Source organism: Mycobacterium sp. 852002-10029_SCH5224772 (assembly GCF_001667315.1).
Classification (GTDB): domain Bacteria; phylum Actinomycetota; class Actinomycetes; order Mycobacteriales; family Mycobacteriaceae; genus Mycobacterium.
In genome coordinates, this window is sequence record NZ_LZHT01000029.1 from 43702 (window position 1) to 62417 (window position 18716).

Genomic DNA, 18716 nt, shown 5'->3' on the forward strand with positions numbered 1-18716 from the left:
GCGAGCAGACCGAAAAAGTGGCCTAGATGCTGCGCCGGCGGGAACGCGGCGACGGCCGCGACTCCAGCCAGGACAAGAACGCGGTCAATGCGCCCTTGTCGAACGCGATCTCGTAGCCAGACCTGCGGTCCTGGGTCGTGTCGCGCAGCTCGATGACGACGATCTCGTCCGTCATGATGTCGAACTCGTCGCCGCGTGGCGCACGCCGGGCCACGATCTCCACCCCGCGCCGGCTCAGCCGTCGGTCCGGCCACAATCGCAGACTGGAGAGCCGGTAGAACGCGGCTTCACCGCCGCGGTAACGGATTACCCCGTGACGCCAGCCGTGGCCACCCACCGCAGGAACGTCTCTCATGATCCCCGCCGTGCCGCCCTGGCGCAGCTTCCACAACCGATAACTCAGCGCAACGACAGCGGCCGCCAACACGACGACGAGCACGACCATGCCGGTCATGGGCGCGCTCATCGGCGGTTAGTCGATCGCGCCGACGGCGCGCAAACGCGCGCGCCCTCTGGCGGCGATACGAGGATCGTCCGACTCAGAAGCCTCTCGCGCGGCGCTCTCGTCGATCTCCGACTCGAACTCCGCGGATTCGGCGAGGATGGTCACCGTCTCCTCGGTGACCGACAGGAAGCCGCCGTCCACCGCGATCCGGAGATCGTCCTCGCCTTCTCTTTCGACGCGCACCATTGCGTCGTCGACCAATTGCGCGACCACCGGAATGTGCCGGGGCAGGATGCCGATCTCACCGACGGTGGTGCGGGTGAACAGAAAAGTTGCCTCACCCGACCAGATCTTTCGGTCAACGGCGACGATCTCAACGTTCAATTCGGCCATGCCACAGACCCCTTCGATAGCGTGCGAGCCAGTTTTCGGCCCAGCTGCAAGTTAGAGCTTGGCGCCAAGGCTCTCCGCCTTCTTGGCCAAGTCGTCCAGGCCACCGATCAAGAAGAAGGCCTGCTCGGGCACGTGGTCGAACTCGCCCTTTGTCACGCGGTCGAATGCCTCGATGGTCTCCTTCAGCGGAACCGTCGAACCCGGCTGACCGGTGAACTGCTCGGCCGCCATCATGTTCTGCGACAGGAACCGCTCGATGCGCCGCGCGCGCTGCACCAGCTGCTTGTCCTCTTCGGACAGCTCGTCGATACCGAGGATCGCGATGATGTCCTGAAGGTCCTTGTACCGCTGCAGGATTCGGATGACCTCCTGCGCCACGCGGTAGTGCTCGTCACCGACGACGCTCGGGTCGAGGATCGTCGAGCTCGAGGCCAGCGGGTCCACCGCGGGGAAGATGCCCTTGGAGAACACCGAACGCGACAGCTCGGTGGTGGCATCCAGGTGCGCGAAGGTCGTCGCCGGAGCCGGGTCGGTGTAGTCGTCGGCGGGCACGTAAACCGCCTGCATCGACGTGATCGACCGGCCACGGGTCGAGGTGATGCGCTCCTGCAGCTCGCCCATCTCGTCGGCCAGCGTGGGCTGGTAACCCACGGCCGACGGCATACGACCGAGCAGCGTCGACACCTCCGAACCGGCCTGGGTGAACCGGAAGATGTTGTCGATGAACAGCAGCACGTCCTGGCCGGCCTCGTCACGGAACCACTCGGCCATGGTCAGCGCGGACAGCGCCACCCGCATACGGGTGCCGGGCGGCTCGTCCATCTGGCCGAACACCAGCGCGGTGTCCTTGAGCACGTCTGCTTCTTGCAGCTCGACCCAGAGGTCGTTGCCCTCGCGGGTGCGCTCCCCCACCCCGGCGAACACCGAAGTACCACCGAAGTTACGGGCAATACGGTTGATCATCTCCTGGATGAGCACCGTCTTGCCCACACCCGCACCACCGAACAGCGCGATCTTGCCACCACGCACGTACGGGGTGAGCAGGTCGACGACCTTGAGGCCGGTTTCGAGCATCTCGGTACGGGGCTCGAGCTCTTCGAACGGCGGCGGCTTGCGGTGAATCGACCAGTGCTCGAAGTCTTCTCCGTAGCCCGGCTTGTCCAGGCAGTGCCCAAGGGCGTTGAACACGTGGCCCTTGACCTCTTGGCCCACCGGCACCGAGATGGACTGACCGGTGTCGGTCACCTCGACCCCACGCACCAGGCCGTCGGTGGGCTGCAGCGAGATGGTGCGCACCAAGTTGTCCCCGAGGTGCTGGGCGACCTCGAGCGTGAGGGTCTTCGCCAGTTCCTCGAAGGTGATCTCCGCATTCAAGGCGTTGAACAACTCCGGCACGGAACCCCGTGGGAATTCGACGTCGACGACGGGTCCGGTGACCCGTACCACCCGGCCGCTGGTGTCGCTCTTGGCCGACTTCTTGGACTTCTCGTCGGTTGCTGTAGTAGCAGGCATAATTTCTTTCGCTCCTAGTGGTGCTACCTAGCGGGCATCGGCGAGCGCGTTTGCGCCACCGACGATTTCGCTAATCTCCTGGGTGATCTGGGCCTGCCGCTCGCGGTTCGCCATCAGCGTCAGGGCCTTGATGAGGTCATCTGCGTTGTCGGTGGCCGACTTCATCGCGCGTTGGCGCGAGGCCAGCTCCGACGCCGCGGCTTCGAGCAGCGCCTCGTAAACGCGGGTGGTCAGATAACGCGGCAGCAGTGACTCGAAAAGCGTTGTCGCATCCGGCTCGAACGAATACAAGGTCCGCACCTCGGGCTGCTGTTCCTCGACGTATTCGACCATCATGGGGGCGATCCGGTGGGCGGTTGCAGACTGCGACAACATCGACTTGAACTCGCTGAAGACGATGTGCAACTCGTCGACGCCCTCGACGTCGGACTGACTTTCGTCCTCGTCGCCGGTACCCAGCATGAACGCATCGACCAGGGTCTCGGCGATCTCGGAGGCATTCTCGTATTGCGGCTGCTCGGAGAAGCCCGTCCAGGATCCGCTGACGTCCCAGTTGCGGAACTTGTAATAGTTCAGCGCTTTACGGCCGACGGTGTATAGCACCGGCTCCTTGCCTTGCTCCCGAAGCAGGGAAAAGAGCTCCTCGGCGCGACGGAAGATGCTCGCGTTGTAGGCGCCGCACAGACCTCGGTCGGACGTCACCACCAGTACGCCCGCACGCTTGGGTTCTGGCCGCTCGACGAGCAATGGGTGATCCAAGGCGGCCTCGGCGGCCAACGTGGTGAGCATCGCGGTGATCTGGAAGGCGTACGGCCTGGCGGAGTCGAGCCGAGCCTGCGCCCGCCCGATACGCGACGTCGCGATCAACTCCTGGGCCTTGGTGATCTTTTTGATCGACCCAGCCGAGCGGATGCGTCCGCGCAATTCACGAAGTGTGGCAGCCATCGGTTGCTACTTCTTTGCCTTCTTCTTCGGCGCAGGCTTCTTGACCTTCACCGATTCCTTCTCCAGCTCTCCCTCGTCGAGCGCTTCGACATGCTCGTCGGGTACCACCGATCCGCCCCCGGTGGCGGCGAAGCCCTTCTTGAAGTTGTTGATGACCTTCTCGAGTTCGTCGGAGGCTTCGTCCGAGAGCTTCTGGGTGTCGCGAATACCCGACAGGATCTTCTCTTCGGAGGCCCGGATGTGGTCCAGCAATTCGGTTTCGAAGCGCCGGACGTCCTCCACTGGCACAGAGTCCAAATGACCGCCGGTGCCGAGGAAGATCGAAATCACCTGCTCCTCAACGGGCATCGGCTGGTATTGCGGCTGCTTGAGCAGTTCGACCAGCCGCGCACCACGGTCCAGCTGGGCCTTCGAGGTCGCGTCGAGGTCGGAGGCGAAAGCGGCGAAGGATTCCAATTCGCGGAACTGCGAAAGGTCCAAGCGAAGGCTTCCCGCTACCTCTTTCATGGCCTTGATCTGCGCGGCACCACCCACACGGGATACCGAGACGCCGACGTTGATGGCCGGCCGCACACCCTGGTTGAACAGGTCGGACTCCAGGAAGCACTGCCCGTCGGTGATCGAGATGACGTTGGTGGGAATGTAGGCCGAGATGTCGTTGGCTTTCGTCTCGATGATCGGCAAGCCGGTCATCGAGCCGCCGCCGAGTTCGTCGGAAAGCTTGGCGCAGCGCTCCAAAAGCCTTGAGTGCAGGTAGAACACGTCACCCGGGTAGGCCTCGCGGCCGGGGGGGCGGCGCAGCAGCAGCGAGATCGCGCGGTAGGCCTCGGCCTGCTTGCTCAGGTCGTCGAAGACGATCAGCACGTGCTTGCCGTCGTACATCCAGTGCTGGGCGATCGCCGAACCCGTGTAGGGCGCAAGCCATTTGAAACCGGCGGAGTCGGAGGCCGGCGCCGCGACGATGGTGGTGTAGTCCATCGCGCCGCCCTCCTCGAGGGCGCGCCTCACCGAGGCGATCGTGGTGCCCTTCTGGCCGATGGCCACGTACACGCAGCGCACCTGCTTGCGCTCGTCGCCGGTCTCCCAGTTCTGCCGCTGGTTGAGGATGGTGTCGACGCAGACGGCCGTCTTGCCGGTCTTGCGGTCGCCGATGATCAACTGGCGCTGGCCGCGGCCGATCGGCGTCATCGCGTCGATTGCCTTGATCCCGGTCTGCAGCGGTTCCTTCACGCTTTGCCGCTGAACCACCGAGGGCGCCTGAATCTCCAGCGCGCGCCGCGTGTCGGTTTCGATGTCACCCTGGCCGTCGATGGGCTGACCCAGCGGGTTGACCACCCGGCCCAGGAACGCGTCGCCGACGGGGACCGAAAGGACCTCGCCGGTGCGCTTGACCTGCTGGCCTTCTGCGATCTTCTCGAAGTCACCCAGGATCACCGCGCCGACGCTGTGCTCGTCGAGGTTGAGCGCGACGCCGAGCACGCCGCCGGGGAACTCGAGCAGTTCCTGGGTCATTACGGACGGCAGGCCTTCGACGTGGGCGATGCCGTCACCGGCGTCGACGACGGTACCGACCTCTTCGCGGGAGGTGTCGGAGGTGAAAGAGCCTACGTACTCCTCGATGGCGCTCTGAATGTCATCAGCGGAGATTGTCAACTCGGCCATGGCTTTTCGTCTTCCTACTTGATCTTCGTATCGCGTGTGTCGGAATAGGTTCGTGATTGGTCTGGGGTGGTCAGTCGGGCAACTGCGCCTCGGCCGCGGTCAGGCGGGACGCGAGCGTCCCATCGATCACTTCGTCGGCCACGGCGATGAGCAGCCCGCCCAGCAGGTCGGTATCGATCTGCAGTTGCACCGAAACCGGATGGCTGTAGATGCGGCCGAGCACCTCGGTGAGACGGGTGCGCTGAGCGTCGCTCAGTTCGGCCGCGGCGCTGACTTGCGCGACGACTTCGTCGCGGCGCGCCACCGCAACCTCTGCCAAAAACTGAATGGCCTCTTCGGCCGGCTGGCCTCTGAGCAGCTCGACCGTCTGGGTCAGCAGTGCGGTCACGATCGGGTTGACCCTGGCGCTCGCGCTGTCCAGCACCTTGCGCAGCAACGCAACTCGGCCTTCCACCGGAACGGCGTAGTCACCCAACAAGATACCCAGCCGCGGTTGCGCATCCAGGATGCGCGAGAACCGGAACAGCTGTTCCTCGACGTCGTCGACTTTGTCCTCACGTTCGGCGACTTCGAGCAAGGCCTGCCGCGACACGTGCTCGAGGCCGTCGATGAGGTCGGAGTTGGCCGACCAACGCTCCGATACGGCTAGGCGCAGAACGTCGAGGGTAGGGTCGCCGACCTTGCCGGAGAGCAACCGCTCGATCAACTGAGCCCTGGGGGCCCCGTCCTCGGCTGGCACGGTGAGATACCGGGTGACAACGATTTCGCGATCCAGCATCTGGGCCACCGCGACCAGTTCACTGGACAGGGCGGAAAGTCCCTTGTTGTCAAGGTCTTTGGCGATGCTGTTGAACCGCTCCGAGAGGTTGGTCAGCGCGACGCGGCTCGACGAGCGCATCTTGGTCATCAGCGGATACTGGACGTCGGTCGATGCGGGCGCCATCTCGTCGAGGTCGTCGAGGAATCGATCCACGGTCGCCGACTGCTGCTCGGCGTCGGCGACGAAGTTGCGCACCAATTCGCCGGCCTGGCGCACCGCTTCGTGACCGAGTTCCAGACGGAGCTGACGGGTCAACTGGGTACGCAGCAGGTCGACCTGGCGGCCGCCCTGCGACTTGATGCGTTCGGCCTCGACGCCGGCCTGGTTCCCCAGCTGCTCGGTGATGCGCTTGGCGTCCGACTCCGCCTCTTCGACAACGCGTTTCGATTCCGCCTTGGCGTCTTCCACGGCCTTGCTATGGGCGGTGGTCGACTCGGTCAATCGGTCGCCCGCCGCGGCCGCGTCCTTCAATTGTTGGCGCACCGTGGCTTGCCGCGCGGCCATCAACCGACGCACCGGCGGCACGACATAACGCACCACCAGGAACACGATGGCCGCAAAGCCCACCAACTGGCCGATGAAAGTCGACATACGTAATTACCGTCCGGATGTCTTGGTTGCGGATGTGGTCGCTGCAGCGGGGGCGACGTCGACGCCGAGGATTCGGCTGGCCAACGTCGTCGACATGGACGCCACGTTGGCACGCAAGTCCAGTTCCACGGCGTCCCTTTCCCGCTTCAATTGCTGGGCGGCCAGCTGCAACGCCGACATCACCTCTTGCTCGGCCCGGGCGCGCGCGTCTTCCACGACCTTACGGCCCTCGGCGCGCGCGTTGTCGCGCAACGACGACGCCTTCACCCGGGCTTCGGTCATGGCTTCTTCGTAATCGGCCTGAGCGGCTTCGAACTGCTCGGCCGCCTTCTTGGTGTCGGCGACCGTCTTGGCGACCATGGCGTCGCGCTCGCGCAGCACCTTCATGACCGGCGGCACGACGAAGGTGCCGATGACGGCCAGCACGATCAGGAAGATGGCCAGCACGAAGAAGAAGGTGCCGTTGGGAACGAGGAAGTTGTTGCCTCCCTCGGCCACCACCTGGCTGGACGCCAGAACGCTCAGGCTCGCGTCACCCATCACAGCGAACTAGGTACCGACGGGTGTGGCGAAGACGAACAGCGCCATGAAGGCCAGGTTGATGAAGTAGGCCGCCTCAACCAGACCGACGGTGATGAAGAACGGCGTAAACAACCGGCCTTGCGCTTCGGGTTGCCGGGCGATCCCGGAAACCAGCGCGTTGCCGGCGATACCGTCACCGATACCGGCACCGATCGCGCCGCCGCCCATGATGAGTCCACCGCCGATGAGTGCAGCGGCAGCGACTTGGGGGTCCAGAGCCATTCTTATCCTCCTTGATATCTGGTAGGGGTCTACCAGGCCTCTGTAATGGTGCTTGGGACAAAACGATTCATGGTGGCTTTAGTCATGGTGATCCTCGATCTCCATGGCTTGGCTGAAGTACAAGATGGTCAGGATCGAGAAGATGAAGGCCTGGATCGCGCCGACGAAAAGGTCGAAGGCTTTCCAGATCGCGTTGGGCGCCCACATGATGTACGGCGGGAACAGCGCGATCAGCGCGACCAGGATGCCGCCGGCGAAGATGTTGCCGAAAAGTCGGAGCGACAACGAGATTGGCTTGGCCAGCTCCTCGACGACATTGATCGGCGCCAGGAACGCTACGTGGCCTTTGATCACGGCGAGCGGGTGCCCGACGACGCCGCGGCGCCAGATGCCAGCCACGTGGTAGCAGACAAAGACGAAAAGAGCCAGCGCCAGAACGTAATTGATGTCCGCCGCGGCCGACTTCAGCAGCTCGGTGGTGTGCCCGGAAGCGTCGGTGTATTGCAGTGGGAGCACCGAAAGCCAGTTCGACATCAGGATGAACACGAAGATGGTGACGGCCAGCGGCAACACGAACGGCGCGATGCGCATGCCGACCGCGGCCTCGATCTGATCGCGCATCTGGACCGTGATGGCCTCCCAGAACAACTGCACGCCGCTCGGGACGCCGGTCGAGGTGATCTTCGCCCGCAGGAAGAAGGCCAGCGCGAGCACGATCAGCGCGGCGATCCCCGTCGACAGGATCGTGTCGGTGTTGACGGTCATGCCGAGCCAGGTGGCGTGGCTGTGCTCGCCAACCTCGATCGCGGCCTCGGCCAGGAACGTCGTCTCAGGCATCGGGGGTGTTCCTTCCTTCCGTACCTTCCGATCCTGCGATGACGCCGCCTTCGGCACCGTCCGCGGATTGCGCCCAGTCGCCGGCGCGCAGCTTCTTCCACACCGGCAGCGCTGTCGATGCCACCAAAAGGATCTGGAACAGTGCCAATCCGAACACCACGCCCAGGCCGGCGGGCCGGAAGACGTAGGCGATGATCAGCCCGACGATGGTGATGATGGCCAGCCGTGACGCCGAGTTGACGGCCATCGACCTTTTCAGCGGGTGATCCTTGGCGGTGATCGACTCAACCGAGCGACGCACCAGTACCGCATTGAGCAAACCCAGGAGCAGCCCGATCCCGAAGAAGACGCCGACCATCAGGTGACCGGACAATCCGGCGGCGAGCACCGCCACCGCCGTGATCGCAATGCTGATCGCAAAGAGCCGAACCGGACGGAAAGCAACAGAGGGAAACACCAACGGCGCGTCCTGCGCTGGTGTCGTCACTGCAGCACCTCAATCCCAGGTTGATGAACGGGAACCCCTCGACCGACTGATCGGTGGCCCGCCGAGCGTATCGCACGTCACAGTCGAATCACCCAAGGGGTATCTCCCGAGGCCGGTCTTCAACCAGCCCGATCGGATTACCCTCCGAGGGGCCGGTCGCCTGTGCGGCTTTTTAGGGTTCTACCTGGACCGTACCACATAACAAGGCCCTACTACTACTCTTCGTCGTAGTCCTCGTCGCGCCGGCGTAAGAGCGGGATCGCCGTCGCGACGCCGGCCACCACGATGGCGCCCAGCATGACCGCCGCGGTGTCGCGGGGGCGGAAAAAGATCGTGCTCGCCGCCCCGAACGCGACGATGCCGACCCATAGATAAATCAGCAGCACCACGCGGCGGTGCGAATGGCCGATCTGTAGCAACCGGTGATGCAGGTGCATCTTGTCGGGGCTGAATGCGCTGCGGCCGGCGCGGGTGCGACGCACGATCGCCAGCAGCAAATCGAGCATCGGCACGAAGATCACCGCCACCACCAGGAGGAACGGTGACAGCAGGGCAAACACGTCGCGGGCGCCGTAGGCGTTCTGCGAGACGGGGCCGGCGGCCGTCGTGGACGCCGCCGCGAGCATCAAGCCGATCAGCATCGAGCCGGAGTCGCCCATGAAGATCTTGGCCCGATGAAAGTTGTGCGGCAGAAAGCCCAGGCACGCCCCGGCGAGCACCACCGAGATCACGGCCGGCGGGTAGAACAGGACGTCGCCGCCGTGGTCGCGGAGCAGCCCGACCGAGAACATGCAGATAGCCAGCGCGGTGATGAGTCCCAGCCCCGCGGCCAGGCCGTCGAGCCCGTCGACGAAGTTCATCGCGTTGACCACCGAGACGGTCAGCGCCAGTGTCAGCAGGATCGAGGAGGCCTGGTCGAGAACGATGGTGCCGACGCCGCCGAAGGGGATGTAGAGGACGCTCCAGGCCACGCCCATGGTGACCAGCACGCTGGCCGCGGTGATCTGGCCGGCGAACTTGGTCAGAGCATCCAGACCCCAGCGGTCGTCGATCAGGCCGATCCCCATGATGACCGCTCCGGCCACCAGGACCGCGGGCATGCCGGTGGAGTAGACGAACCCCCGGGTGAGCGCCGGAAGTTGCGAGGCGAGGAAGACAGCGATGACGACGCCGAGAAACATCGCCAGTCCGCCCATGCGCGGGGTCGGCGTCACGTGTACGTCGCGCTCCCGCGGATACGCGACGGCGCCCAGCCGGGTCGCCAGCACGCGTACCGGCCCGGTTGCGAAGTAGGTGATGATTGCCGCGGTCAATCCGACCAGCGCCAGCTCGCGCAGCGGAACACCGGCACCGCGGTCGGAAAGGGCGAGCACACCACCGGCAAGGTTGGTCACGTCGCTGGACACCAACGAGACCGTAGTGCACAAACCTGGGAGATCGACAACCGCTCCAGTCAGGCCTGCGCGGTCAGGTTTTCCTGATCTACACCAAGCACTTCGGCGATGCGTTCCACGCTCACCGGACCCGGACGCAGGATGCGCGGCGTGGCACCGGTCAGGTCGACGATCGTGGAGGCGGCGCCCTGCTCGGACGGACCCGCTTCCAGGTAGACGTCGACGAGATCGCCGAGCTGACTGCGCGCCTCGCCGGCGTCGACGGCGGCCGAACGGCCGGAGATGTTGGCGCTCGAGACCGCCAAGGGCCCCACTTCACGCAGGAGTTCGATCGCAACCGGGTGCAGCGGCATCCGCAGCATCACGGTGCCGCGGGCATCGCCGAGATCCCACTGCAACGACGGCGCCTGTGTCACCACCAGGCTGAGCGCGCCCGGCCAGAACGCGCGGATCAGTTCGCGGGCGCCGTCCGGCATGGTGTAGACGAGCCCCTCGATGGTGTGCCAGGAGCCGACCAGGACGCCCACCGGCATATCTCGGCCCCGCCCCTTTGCCGACAGCAGCGCCGACACCGCGGCGCTGTTGAACGCGTCGGCACCGACGCCGTAGACGGTGTCGGTCGGCATGACGACGAGCCGGCCGCCCTTGAGAGCCCCTGCCGCCGCGGCGATTCCGAGCGCGCGCTGGTCGGGATCGGCGCAGTCGAACACGTCAGTCATCGGCGACACTCCTCCTCATCGCTGCACTCTTCCGCCGAGCCGTCACGAATCGTGGACGGCCGGTCAGGTCCTGCCGTGCCCGGACGTCCTCGAAAAGCCCCGTGCGGTCGAACAATTCCACCGTCTCTCGCGAAGTGGTGTCGTCGTGCTCGATGCCGATCAGTCCTCCGGGGCGCAGCCAGCGGCCGGCGAGGCGGACTATCGGAGCGATCACCGCCAGACCGTCCGGCCCGCCGAACACCGCGCGGTGGGGATCATGTTCGGCGACTTCGGGGTCCAGCACGGCACCGTCGGGGACGTAGGGCGGGTTGGCCACCACCAAGTCGACCCGTCCGTCGAGTTCCGGAAGCAAGCCCGGCTCGGTGACGTCGGCGCGCACGACCTCGATCGCCGTGCCCTCAGCGTTGCGGCGCGCGTACTCGAGGGCCGCCTCGGAGTTATCGAGAGCGACGATTCGCCCGTCCTGCCCGCGTCCGGCCCGATGGTGGGCCAGTGCCACCGCCAACGCACCGGACCCGGTGCACAGGTCGACGATCACGGGCCGCGGCGCAAGTTGTTGCGCGGTGGCCCATTCCAGCATGGCCTCGGTTTCGGGACGCGGTATGAACACGCCGGGACCAACGCGCAGCAGCACCGGACCGAACGCCGCCGTACCCAGCAGACGCTGCAACGGCACACGCCGTGAACGAACTGCCACCGCGTCGCGATACCGTCCGAGAAAGTCCTCGCCGGGCGATTCGACCAAGGCCAGGCGACCGCGGTCGATGCCCGCCAGGTGTGCGGCGAGTTGCTCGGCATCCCAACGCGCGGAATCGATTCCCGCTTCGGCGAGAGTGGCCGTCGCATCGTCGATCGCGCGCCGCAGACTGAGCTCGATTGTCCCGCTCCTCCTCATCGCTTCACTCAGCATCGTCGCCGGGACGTCATGCTTGTTGGAGTCGGCTTTGCTTGTCGGCCGCGGCCAGGGCGTCGAACAAGGCGTCCAAGTCGCCGTCGAGCACTTGATCGAGATTGTGTGACTTGAAGTTGATGCGGTGGTCGGCGATCCGGTTCTCCGGGAAGTTGTAGGTGCGGATGCGCTCGCTGCGGTCCACCGTGCGGATCTGGCTGGCCCGGTCCGCCGACGCGTCCGCCAGCGCCTGTTCCTCGGCCAATGACTGCAGGCGAGCCGCCAGCACCTGCAGCGCCCGCGCCTTGTTCTGCAGCTGCGAGCGCTCGTTCTGACAGGTGACCACGATCCCGGTGGGCAAATGCGTGATCCGCACCGCGGAGTCCGTGGTGTTCACACCTTGACCGCCCTTCCCCGAAGAGCGGTAGACATCGATGCGCAGGTCCGACTCGTCGATCTGCACCTCGCCGACTTCTTCGGGTTCGGGATAGACCAGCACGCCGGCCGCCGAAGTATGAACGCGGCCTTGGGATTCCGTCACCGGAACGCGTTGCACCCGGTGTACCCCGCCCTCGAACTTCATCCGCGACCAGACCCCGTCGGCTGAATCACCCTTGCTGGCGATGGACAGCGTCGCGTCCTTGTAACCGCCGAGGTCCGAGGTGGTTTCGTCCAGCAGGGTGACGGTCCAGCCGTGCCGCTCGGCGTAGCGAATGTACATCCGGGCCAGGTCGGCGGCGAACAATGCCGACTCTTCGCCGCCCTCACCGGATTTGACCTCGAGCACGATATCGTCCGCGTCGTGCGGGTCGCGCGGGGCCAGCATGTCGGTGAGCGCAGTGTCCAACTCGGCCACCCGGGATTCCAGGTCGGTCGCCTCGGCGGCGAACGAATCGTCGTCGGCGGCCAGCTCGCGCGCGGCCTCGAGGTCGTCGCGGGCGGCCATCAGCTTGCGGTAGGTGCCCACGATCGGCGCCAGCCGGGCGAAGCGGCGTCCGGCCTTGCGGGCCTCGTCGGGATTGCTGTGCAACTCGGGGTCGGCCAGCCGTTGCTCGAGGTCGGCGTGTTCGGCCAGCAGCACGTCAATGGTCTGTACCGGCTTCGTCATGCCACACCTCCTGCCCCGTTTTCGCCTGTCATTACTCCCAAACGCAAACCGACGCCCGGCCTGTGCGACTGCGCGCACAGTTCGGGCGTCGGTAACCGAGCTATTTGTCGGCAGCGGCTCCGGTGTTGCGCTTGCCGTAGCGCTTCTCGAAGCGCGCGACCCGGCCGCCGCTGTCGAGGATCTTCTGCTTGCCGGTGTAGAAGGGGTGGCACTGCGAGCACACCTCGACGACGATGCGGCCGCCATCCTTGGTGCTGCGCGTCTGGAAGGTGTTGCCGCACCCGCAGAGCACCGTGGTCTCCGCGTAAGCGGGGTGAATGTCAGCTTTCATCGTGTTCCTCTTCGATCGTGTCGAGCGTGATTATGCCAGGTCAACCACTGTCCCCCAAAACAACGGGGCGCACCTTGGCATTCCCGCCACCTGGGTGGCTGGCGTTGAGACGTCCACCACGGCGACCTCACCCGGCGTGCCGTATGCGTCGTTTATGTGTCGCCACGGCCGCTGAGTGGGCTAGTCGTTGTCCATCCCGGGCGTCGTCTTGGACACCTGAACCAGGAACTCGTAGTTGTTCTTCGTCTTGCGCAGCTGCGACATCAGCAGGTCGATGGCCTGATGCGAATCCAGCCCCGACAGCACGCGGCGCAGCTTGTGCACGATGGCGAACTCGTCCGGCGACAGCAGCAACTCGTCCTTACGGGTACCGGACGGGTTCACGTCGACCGCCGGGAAGACCCGCCGTTCGGAGATCTTGCGGTCCAGCTTGAGCTCGGCGTTACCGGTGCCCTTGAACTCTTCGAAGATGACCGTGTCACCGGTGGACCCCGTCTCGACCATCGCGGTGGCGATGATGGTCAGCGATCCGCCTCCCTCGATGTTGCGCGCGGCGCCCAGGAAGCGCTTGGGCGGGTACAGCGCGGTGGAGTCGACACCACCGGACAGGATGCGGCCCGACGCGGGCGACGCGTTGTTGTAGGCGCGCCCCAGGCGGGTGATCGAGTCCAGCAGCACGACGACGTCCTTGCCCTGCTCCACGAGCCGCTTGGCGCGCTCGATGGCCAGCTCGGCGGCCTGGGTGTGGTCGGACGGTGGGCGGTCGAACGTGGACGAGATGACCTCGCCCTTGACCGACCGCTGCATGTCGGTGACCTCCTCGGGCCGCTCGTCGACGAGCACGACCATGAGGTGGCATTCCGGGTTGTTCTGGGTGATCGCGTTGGCGATGTCCTGCAGGATGGTCGTCTTGCCCGCCTTGGGCGGCGACACGATCAGCGCGCGCTGTCCCTTGCCGATCGGCATGATCAGGTCGATGATCCGCGTGGTCAGCCGGTCACCGGTGGTTTCCAGGCGAAGCCGCTGGTTGGGGTACAACGGCGTCAGCTTGGAAAAATCGGGCCGCTTCTTGGCGTCCTCGATCGAACCGCCGTTGATGGTGTCGAGGCGGACCAGCGGGTTGAACTTCTGCCGCTGGTTGGGCTGTTCGCCTTCCTTCGGCACACGGACCGCGCCGGTCACGGCGTCGCCACGGCGCAGGCCGTTCTTGCGCACCATGTTCATCGACACGTACACGTCGTGCGGGCCGGCCAGGTAGCCGGACGTACGCACGAAGGCGTAATTGTCGAGGACGTCAAGAATGCCGGCGACAGGCTGAACCACGTCGTCCTCGCGCAGTTCGGCGTCGCCACCCTCGCCGGATCGCTCGCCCCGGCGCCGGCGGTCGCGGAAGCGGCGTCCCCGCCGGCCCCCACGCCCCTCGCCGTCGTCGTCTTGCTGGTTCGACCCACCACGACCCTGCTGGCCGCCCGAGCTTTGTTGATCCTCGCTGCCGCCGCCTTGGCCGCGGTCTTCGTTCTGGTTGTCTTGCTTGCCTCGGTCGCGGCTGTCGGTCCCGCCGGTGGCTGCGCCATCTCGGCTGCCGGTGCGCTCGCGGTCGGCGTCGTCGTTGCCGCGGGCGGCTGATCCCCCGTCGCGGGAAGCGCCGCGTCGTTCGCGGCGGGGCGCCTCGGCTGTTGCACCATTCTGGCCTTCCTTGGCCGCCGGCGCTTCGGCGCTGTTGTCGTCCTTGTTGTCTTTGGTGTCGGCGCCTTTGGTGCCTGACTTTCCGCTGTCCTCAGCGGACTTCGTGCCGTTGGCGGGAGCGCCGTTGGCCTGTCCCCTGACTTCCTTGATCGCGGCGATCAGTTCGTTCTTACGCATTCCCGACGTCCCTTTGACGCCGACCTGGCCCGCCAGCGCGCGCAGCTCGGGCAGCACCATGGCGGACAAGGAGCCGGTCGAAGCGTTCGTCTTCGCGTCGGGAGCGTTGGTGGTCACGGCATTAGACAGTTGATTGGCGTCAGTGTTTTCGCCAGCCGTGAACAGGTCCGTATCAGTCACGGAGTTCCTTTCTTCCCCCGCTGATCACGTCATACGGGGGGTTCGTTGCATTCAGCCAAATTGCCGAGTGCGCCCAATCATCGACTCTGCAACGGTGATCGCCTGGATCGGCGGAATAAACGGCGAACCTCGTCCACAAGAAGAATTGGTGTTGTCCTAGCGGCAAGGCAGTATGGATGCAGATGCAGATGCTGCGATTGCTGGACGGCTCCGAGGATAGCCCCCATCCCTGCTGGAAGCAAGCAAACCCTCCGGCCACGCTGTTGATCAACCCGCGACGGTGACCCCCGGGCCCCAGCGAACCCGTTCGCCGGCGGCCATCTTGATGAGGGCAAATCCGTTGGTGGCGCCGTACTCCACCGCCTCCGAGGGCAACTGTGCGACCGTAGTCACAGCGATCACCGATGGACCCGCCCCGGACAGCGTCGCTGCCACGTTATGACGCCGTAGCAGTCGCAAATATTCCGCTGAGGCGGGCATGGCCGGTGCGCGCTGGGGCTGGTGCAGCACATCTTCGGTTGCCGCCATGAGCAAGTCCGGTCGTTCGGTGAGCGCTACCACCAGTAACGCGGTGCGGCTGACGTTGAAGCGTGCATCGTCATGGCTGACCTGCGCGGGCAGCAGCACACGAGTCTCCGCGGTCAACGAGCGTTCCTCGGGAACCGCGCAGTACAGGTGGATATCGGGGTGAAGCCGCAACGGCACCGCCGCGTACCGCGGGTGGTCACCGCTGCGGTCAACCCACGAAACGATGGCACCGCCCAGCACGGCGGCCGCTGCGTTGTCGGGATGACCCTCGAAGTCCGAGGACAGCTGAATCAGCTGGGCATCGTCGAGTGTGTTCCAATCCGTCTGCGCGACAAGGCCATTCGCGGCCGCAAGGCCTCCGACCACCGCCGCCGCGGACGAGCCCAGGCCGCGGGAGTGCGGGATGGCGTTGCGGCAGCGCACCACCAGGCCGGGGGCGCGGACCCCGACAGCTTGCAGGCCGCGCTCGAGGGCGCGCACCACTAAATGGTCGGGGCCGACCGGCAGCTGGCCGGCACCCTCCCCCTCGACCGTGACCACCAAACCGGAAGAAGTTGTCTCCACGGTGATTTCGTCGCAAAGACTCAACGCCAGACCGATACTGTCAAAGCCCGGGCCGAGGTTGGCACTGGACGCCGAAACCACGGCGGTGGCCACCAGCCCGGCGGGCAGCATCGAGGTCACCAACAGCCCTTCGTTACGTGACGACCCGCTGCGCCCGGCTTCGCCGCGCTTGCGATCGCCACGCAGCCCAATACGTGACGACCCGCTGCGCCCGGCTTCGCCGCGCTTGCGATCGCCACTAGGCCAGCCCCAGCTTTTCGACCACCAGAACCGGATCAACCGGCAACGCAGTGACGGTGGGCATATCCCGCAGCGCAGTGTCCGGATCCTTGAGCCCGTTGCCCGTCACCGTGCATACGACCGTCGACCCCCGGTCCACCCAGCCGTCGTCGACGGCCTTGAGCAGACCCGCGATGCTGGCCGCCGAGGCGGGTTCGACGAAGACACCTTCGGACTCGGCCACCAGGTGGTAGGCGGCCAGGATCTCCTCGTCGGTGGCCGCCAGGAAGCGGCCATTGGATTGCTGCTGCGCGTCGACCGCGGCCGTCCACGACGCCGGCGCGCCGATGCGGATCGCGGTCGCGATCGTTTCCGGGTTCTTGACCGGCGCGCCGTTCACCAGCGGGGCTGCGCCGGCCGCCTGGGTGCCCAGCATCCGCGGCAGCTTTTCGATCAAGCCCTCGTGGTGATATTCGGTGTAACCCTTCCAATACGCGGTGATGTTTCCCGCGTTGCCGACCGGAAGGGCGTGCACGTCCGGCGCGACGCCCAGCGCGTCGACGATCTCGAAGGCGGCCGTCTTCTGGCCCTCGATGCGCACCGGGTTGACCGAGTTGACCAACGAGATCGTCGGAAAGTCAGCGGCCATCTTGCGGGCCAGTTCCAGGCAGTCGTCGAAGTTGCCGTCGATCTGGACAATCTTGGCGCCGTGCATGACCGCCTGCGCCAGCTTGCCCATCGCGATCTTGCCCTGCGGGATCAACACCGCACAGGTGATGCCGGCGCGGGCGGCATAGGCCGCCGCCGACGCCGAGGTGTTTCCGGTCGAGGCGCACAACACGGCCTGCTGGCCGCGTGCCACCGCATCGGTGACCGCCATCGTCATGCCCCGGTCTTTGAAGGATCCGGTCGGATTGAGGCCCTCGACCTTGAGATGAACTCTGCAGCCGGTCTTTTCCGACAGGCGGGTCGCCACGATCAGCGGGGTGCCGCCCTCGAGCAGGGTGACCGGTGTCCAGTCGTCGCCCACCGGCAACCGGTCCCGGTATGCCTCGATGAGGCCGGGCCACGGCTGATGGACGGCGGTGCGCGGCGCACTCATAGGGTGGTCCCTTCCAGTCGCAGCACGCTTGCGACGCTCTGCACGGCATCCAGATCGGCCAGCGCGTCGACGGTTTCGGACAGCGCGGCGTCCGTGGCGGTGTGGGTGACCACGACGATCCGGGCCCCCACCCGCCGCCCGCCTTCGTCCGCGACGCCCTCCTGCCGCACCTCGGCGATGCTCACCTCGCGCTTGGCGAACTCGGCTGCCACCGACGACAACACGCCGGGCTTGTCGGCCACGTTCATGCTGACGTAATAACGCGTGGAGATGAATCCCATTGGGGCGATGGGGAGTTGGGCATACTTGGATTCCCTCGGCCCACGGCTGCCCAGCACCCGGTTGCGTGCGGCCATCACCAAGTCGCCGGCCACCGCGGACGCGGTCGGCGCGCCGCCGGCACCCTGACCGTAGAACATCAGCCGCCCAGAGGCCTTGGCCTCGACGACAACCGCGTTGAATGCGCCGTTGACCGTGGCCAGCGGGTGCGACAGCGGCACCAGCGCGGGATAGACGCGGGCCGAGACCCGCTCCTGGCCGTCGTCGCCTGCGATGCGCTCGCAGATGGACAGCAGCTTGATCGTGCAGCCCAGCGCCCGGGCGGACTCGAAGTCGGCCGGGGTGACTTTGGTGATGCCCTCGCGATAGACGTCGTCGGCGGTCACCCGCGTGTGAAAAGCGATGGATGCCAGGATCGCGGCCTTGGCGGCGGCGTCGTAGCCCTCGACGTCGGCGGTGGGGTCGGCCTCGGCGTAGCCCAGGGCGCTGGCCTCCGCCAGCGCGGTGTCGTAGTCGGCGCCGGTGCTGTCCATCGCGGACAAGATGTAGTTGGTGGTGCCGTTGACGATGCCGGCCACCCGCAGCACCGTGTCACCCGCCAGCGACTGGGTGAGCGGCCGGATGACGGGAATGGCGCCCGCGACCGCCGCCTCGAAATACAAGTCGACGTGCGCGCTTTCGGCCGCCTGCGCCAGCTCGCCGGTGGAGATGGACAACAGCGCCTTGTTCGCCGTGACGACCGATTTGCCGTGCTCGAGGGCGCACAGGATGGCCTTGCGGGACGGCTCCACGGGCCCCATCAGCTCCACGACGATGTCGACGTCGTCGCGTGCGGCGAGCCCTTCGATGTCGTCGGTGAGCAGCTCGGTGGGAACGCCGCGGTCATCGGCGACGCGGCGCACTCCGACGCCGCGCAGCACCAGGGGCGCACCGACGCGCGCCGCGAGGTCGTCGGCGCTGTCCTCGAGGATGCGGACAACTTCGCTTCCGACGTTGCCCAACCCGAGTACCGCTACACCGACCGGCTTTTCGTCACGGGGCACA

Annotated in this window: 19 protein-coding genes; all 19 read right to left on the reverse strand. The window is 66.0% G+C overall.

Annotation, left to right across the window (positions count from 1 at the left end):
- Window positions 1–22: 22 nt before the first annotated feature.
- The 19 genes from A5775_RS07175 to A5775_RS07265 all read right to left on the reverse strand — a co-directional run bounded on the left by A5775_RS07175 (window position 23) and on the right by A5775_RS07265 (window position 18715).
- Complete coding sequence (locus tag A5775_RS07175) at window positions 23–466, reverse strand: DUF2550 domain-containing protein (protein ID WP_067249843.1); 444 nt, start codon at window positions 464–466, stop codon at window positions 23–25.
- Between the two features lie 6 nt (window positions 467–472).
- Complete coding sequence (locus A5775_RS07180) at window positions 473–838, reverse strand: F0F1 ATP synthase subunit epsilon (protein WP_067249846.1); 366 nt, start codon at window positions 836–838, stop codon at window positions 473–475.
- A gap of 51 nt (window positions 839–889) precedes the next feature.
- Window positions 890–2350 carry a F0F1 ATP synthase subunit beta gene (gene atpD, locus A5775_RS07185; protein WP_067249850.1) on the reverse strand — a complete coding sequence of 487 codons (1461 nt, stop codon included), beginning with the start codon at window positions 2348–2350 and terminating at the stop codon, window positions 890–892.
- A 27-nt stretch (window positions 2351–2377) separates the two neighbouring features.
- A complete protein-coding gene (locus tag A5775_RS07190; RefSeq protein WP_067249853.1) occupies window positions 2378–3295 on the reverse strand; it encodes a F0F1 ATP synthase subunit gamma in 918 nt (305 codons plus the stop codon).
- Between the two features lie 6 nt (window positions 3296–3301).
- Window positions 3302–4957 carry a F0F1 ATP synthase subunit alpha gene (gene atpA / locus A5775_RS07195; protein ID WP_067249855.1) on the reverse strand — a complete coding sequence of 552 codons (1656 nt, stop codon included), beginning with the start codon at window positions 4955–4957 and terminating at the stop codon, window positions 3302–3304.
- A 70-nt stretch (window positions 4958–5027) separates the two neighbouring features.
- Window positions 5028–6368, reverse strand: a complete 1341-nt coding sequence (locus A5775_RS07200) for a F0F1 ATP synthase subunit B/delta (RefSeq protein WP_067249858.1) — start codon at window positions 6366–6368, stop codon at window positions 5028–5030.
- 6 nt (window positions 6369–6374) lie between these two features.
- Window positions 6375–6908: a F0F1 ATP synthase subunit B gene (locus A5775_RS07205; RefSeq protein WP_067249860.1), complete on the reverse strand. Its 534-nt coding sequence runs from the start codon at window positions 6906–6908 to the stop codon at window positions 6375–6377.
- 9 nt (window positions 6909–6917) lie between these two features.
- Window positions 6918–7166 carry a F0F1 ATP synthase subunit C gene (locus A5775_RS07210; protein ID WP_024636915.1) on the reverse strand — a complete coding sequence of 83 codons (249 nt, stop codon included), beginning with the start codon at window positions 7164–7166 and terminating at the stop codon, window positions 6918–6920.
- A gap of 84 nt (window positions 7167–7250) precedes the next feature.
- Complete coding sequence (gene atpB / locus A5775_RS07215) at window positions 7251–8009, reverse strand: F0F1 ATP synthase subunit A (protein WP_067249863.1); 759 nt, start codon at window positions 8007–8009, stop codon at window positions 7251–7253.
- Window positions 8002–8496 (reverse strand): ATP synthase subunit I, encoded by a 495-nt coding sequence (locus A5775_RS07220; RefSeq protein ID WP_067249866.1) that lies wholly within the window; start codon window positions 8494–8496, stop codon window positions 8002–8004. The genes atpB and A5775_RS07220 overlap by 8 nt, the downstream gene beginning before the upstream one ends.
- 215 nt (window positions 8497–8711) lie before the next feature.
- On the reverse strand, window positions 8712–9923 hold the full coding sequence (gene rfe / locus A5775_RS07225) for a UDP-N-acetylglucosamine--decaprenyl-phosphate N-acetylglucosaminephosphotransferase (protein WP_067249869.1): 1212 nt from the start codon (window positions 9921–9923) through the stop codon (window positions 8712–8714).
- A gap of 26 nt (window positions 9924–9949) precedes the next feature.
- A complete protein-coding gene (locus A5775_RS07230; RefSeq protein WP_067249872.1) occupies window positions 9950–10609 on the reverse strand; it encodes an L-threonylcarbamoyladenylate synthase in 660 nt (219 codons plus the stop codon).
- Window positions 10602–11486: a peptide chain release factor N(5)-glutamine methyltransferase gene (prmC, locus tag A5775_RS07235; RefSeq protein WP_369827791.1), complete on the reverse strand. Its 885-nt coding sequence runs from the start codon at window positions 11484–11486 to the stop codon at window positions 10602–10604. Before prmC ends, A5775_RS07230 begins: the two co-directional genes overlap by 8 nt.
- A 46-nt stretch (window positions 11487–11532) precedes the next feature.
- Window positions 11533–12606 (reverse strand): peptide chain release factor 1, encoded by a 1074-nt coding sequence (gene prfA, locus A5775_RS07240; RefSeq protein WP_067249875.1) that lies wholly within the window; start codon window positions 12604–12606, stop codon window positions 11533–11535.
- Between the two features lie 100 nt (window positions 12607–12706).
- Entirely contained in the window at window positions 12707–12937 is a 231-nt protein-coding gene (gene rpmE / locus A5775_RS07245) for a 50S ribosomal protein L31 (RefSeq protein ID WP_067249878.1), read from the reverse strand.
- 180 nt (window positions 12938–13117) lie between these two features.
- On the reverse strand, window positions 13118–14980 hold the full coding sequence (gene rho, locus A5775_RS07250) for a transcription termination factor Rho (protein WP_067249882.1): 1863 nt from the start codon (window positions 14978–14980) through the stop codon (window positions 13118–13120).
- A 267-nt stretch (window positions 14981–15247) separates the two neighbouring features.
- Complete coding sequence (gene thrB, locus A5775_RS07255; RefSeq protein WP_067250028.1) at window positions 15248–16183, reverse strand: homoserine kinase; 936 nt, start codon at window positions 16181–16183, stop codon at window positions 15248–15250.
- A 127-nt stretch (window positions 16184–16310) separates the two neighbouring features.
- Window positions 16311–17393 (reverse strand): threonine synthase, encoded by a 1083-nt coding sequence (thrC, locus tag A5775_RS07260; RefSeq protein ID WP_067249885.1) that lies wholly within the window; start codon window positions 17391–17393, stop codon window positions 16311–16313.
- On the reverse strand, window positions 17390–18715 hold the full coding sequence (locus tag A5775_RS07265) for a homoserine dehydrogenase (RefSeq protein ID WP_067249888.1): 1326 nt from the start codon (window positions 18713–18715) through the stop codon (window positions 17390–17392). Before A5775_RS07265 ends, thrC begins: the two co-directional genes overlap by 4 nt.
- Between the last annotated feature and the right edge of the window lies 1 nt (window position 18716).

Coding starts and splice junctions, on each gene's coding strand:
- A5775_RS07175 (WP_067249843.1), bottom strand. CDS start 466: ATGAGCGCGCCCATGACCGGCATGGTCGTGCTCGTCGTCGTGTTGGCG.
- A5775_RS07180 (WP_067249846.1), bottom strand. CDS start 838: ATGGCCGAATTGAACGTTGAGATCGTCGCCGTTGACCGAAAGATCTGG.
- atpD (WP_067249850.1), bottom strand. CDS start 2,350: ATGCCTGCTACTACAGCAACCGACGAGAAGTCCAAGAAGTCGGCCAAG.
- A5775_RS07190 (WP_067249853.1), bottom strand. CDS start 3,295: ATGGCTGCCACACTTCGTGAATTGCGCGGACGCATCCGCTCGGCTGGG.
- atpA (WP_067249855.1), bottom strand. CDS start 4,957: ATGGCCGAGTTGACAATCTCCGCTGATGACATTCAGAGCGCCATCGAG.
- A5775_RS07200 (WP_067249858.1), bottom strand. CDS start 6,368: ATGTCGACTTTCATCGGCCAGTTGGTGGGCTTTGCGGCCATCGTGTTC.
- A5775_RS07205 (WP_067249860.1), bottom strand. CDS start 6,908: ATGGGTGACGCGAGCCTGAGCGTTCTGGCGTCCAGCCAGGTGGTGGCC.
- atpB (WP_067249863.1), bottom strand. CDS start 8,009: ATGCCTGAGACGACGTTCCTGGCCGAGGCCGCGATCGAGGTTGGCGAG.
- A5775_RS07230 (WP_067249872.1), bottom strand. CDS start 10,609: ATGACTGACGTGTTCGACTGCGCCGATCCCGACCAGCGCGCGCTCGGA.
- prfA (WP_067249875.1), bottom strand. CDS start 12,606: ATGACGAAGCCGGTACAGACCATTGACGTGCTGCTGGCCGAACACGCC.
- rpmE (WP_067249878.1), bottom strand. CDS start 12,937: ATGAAAGCTGACATTCACCCCGCTTACGCGGAGACCACGGTGCTCTGC.
- thrB (WP_067250028.1), bottom strand. CDS start 16,183: ATGCTGCCCGCCGGGCTGGTGGCCACCGCCGTGGTTTCGGCGTCCAGT.
- thrC (WP_067249885.1), bottom strand. CDS start 17,393: ATGAGTGCGCCGCGCACCGCCGTCCATCAGCCGTGGCCCGGCCTCATC.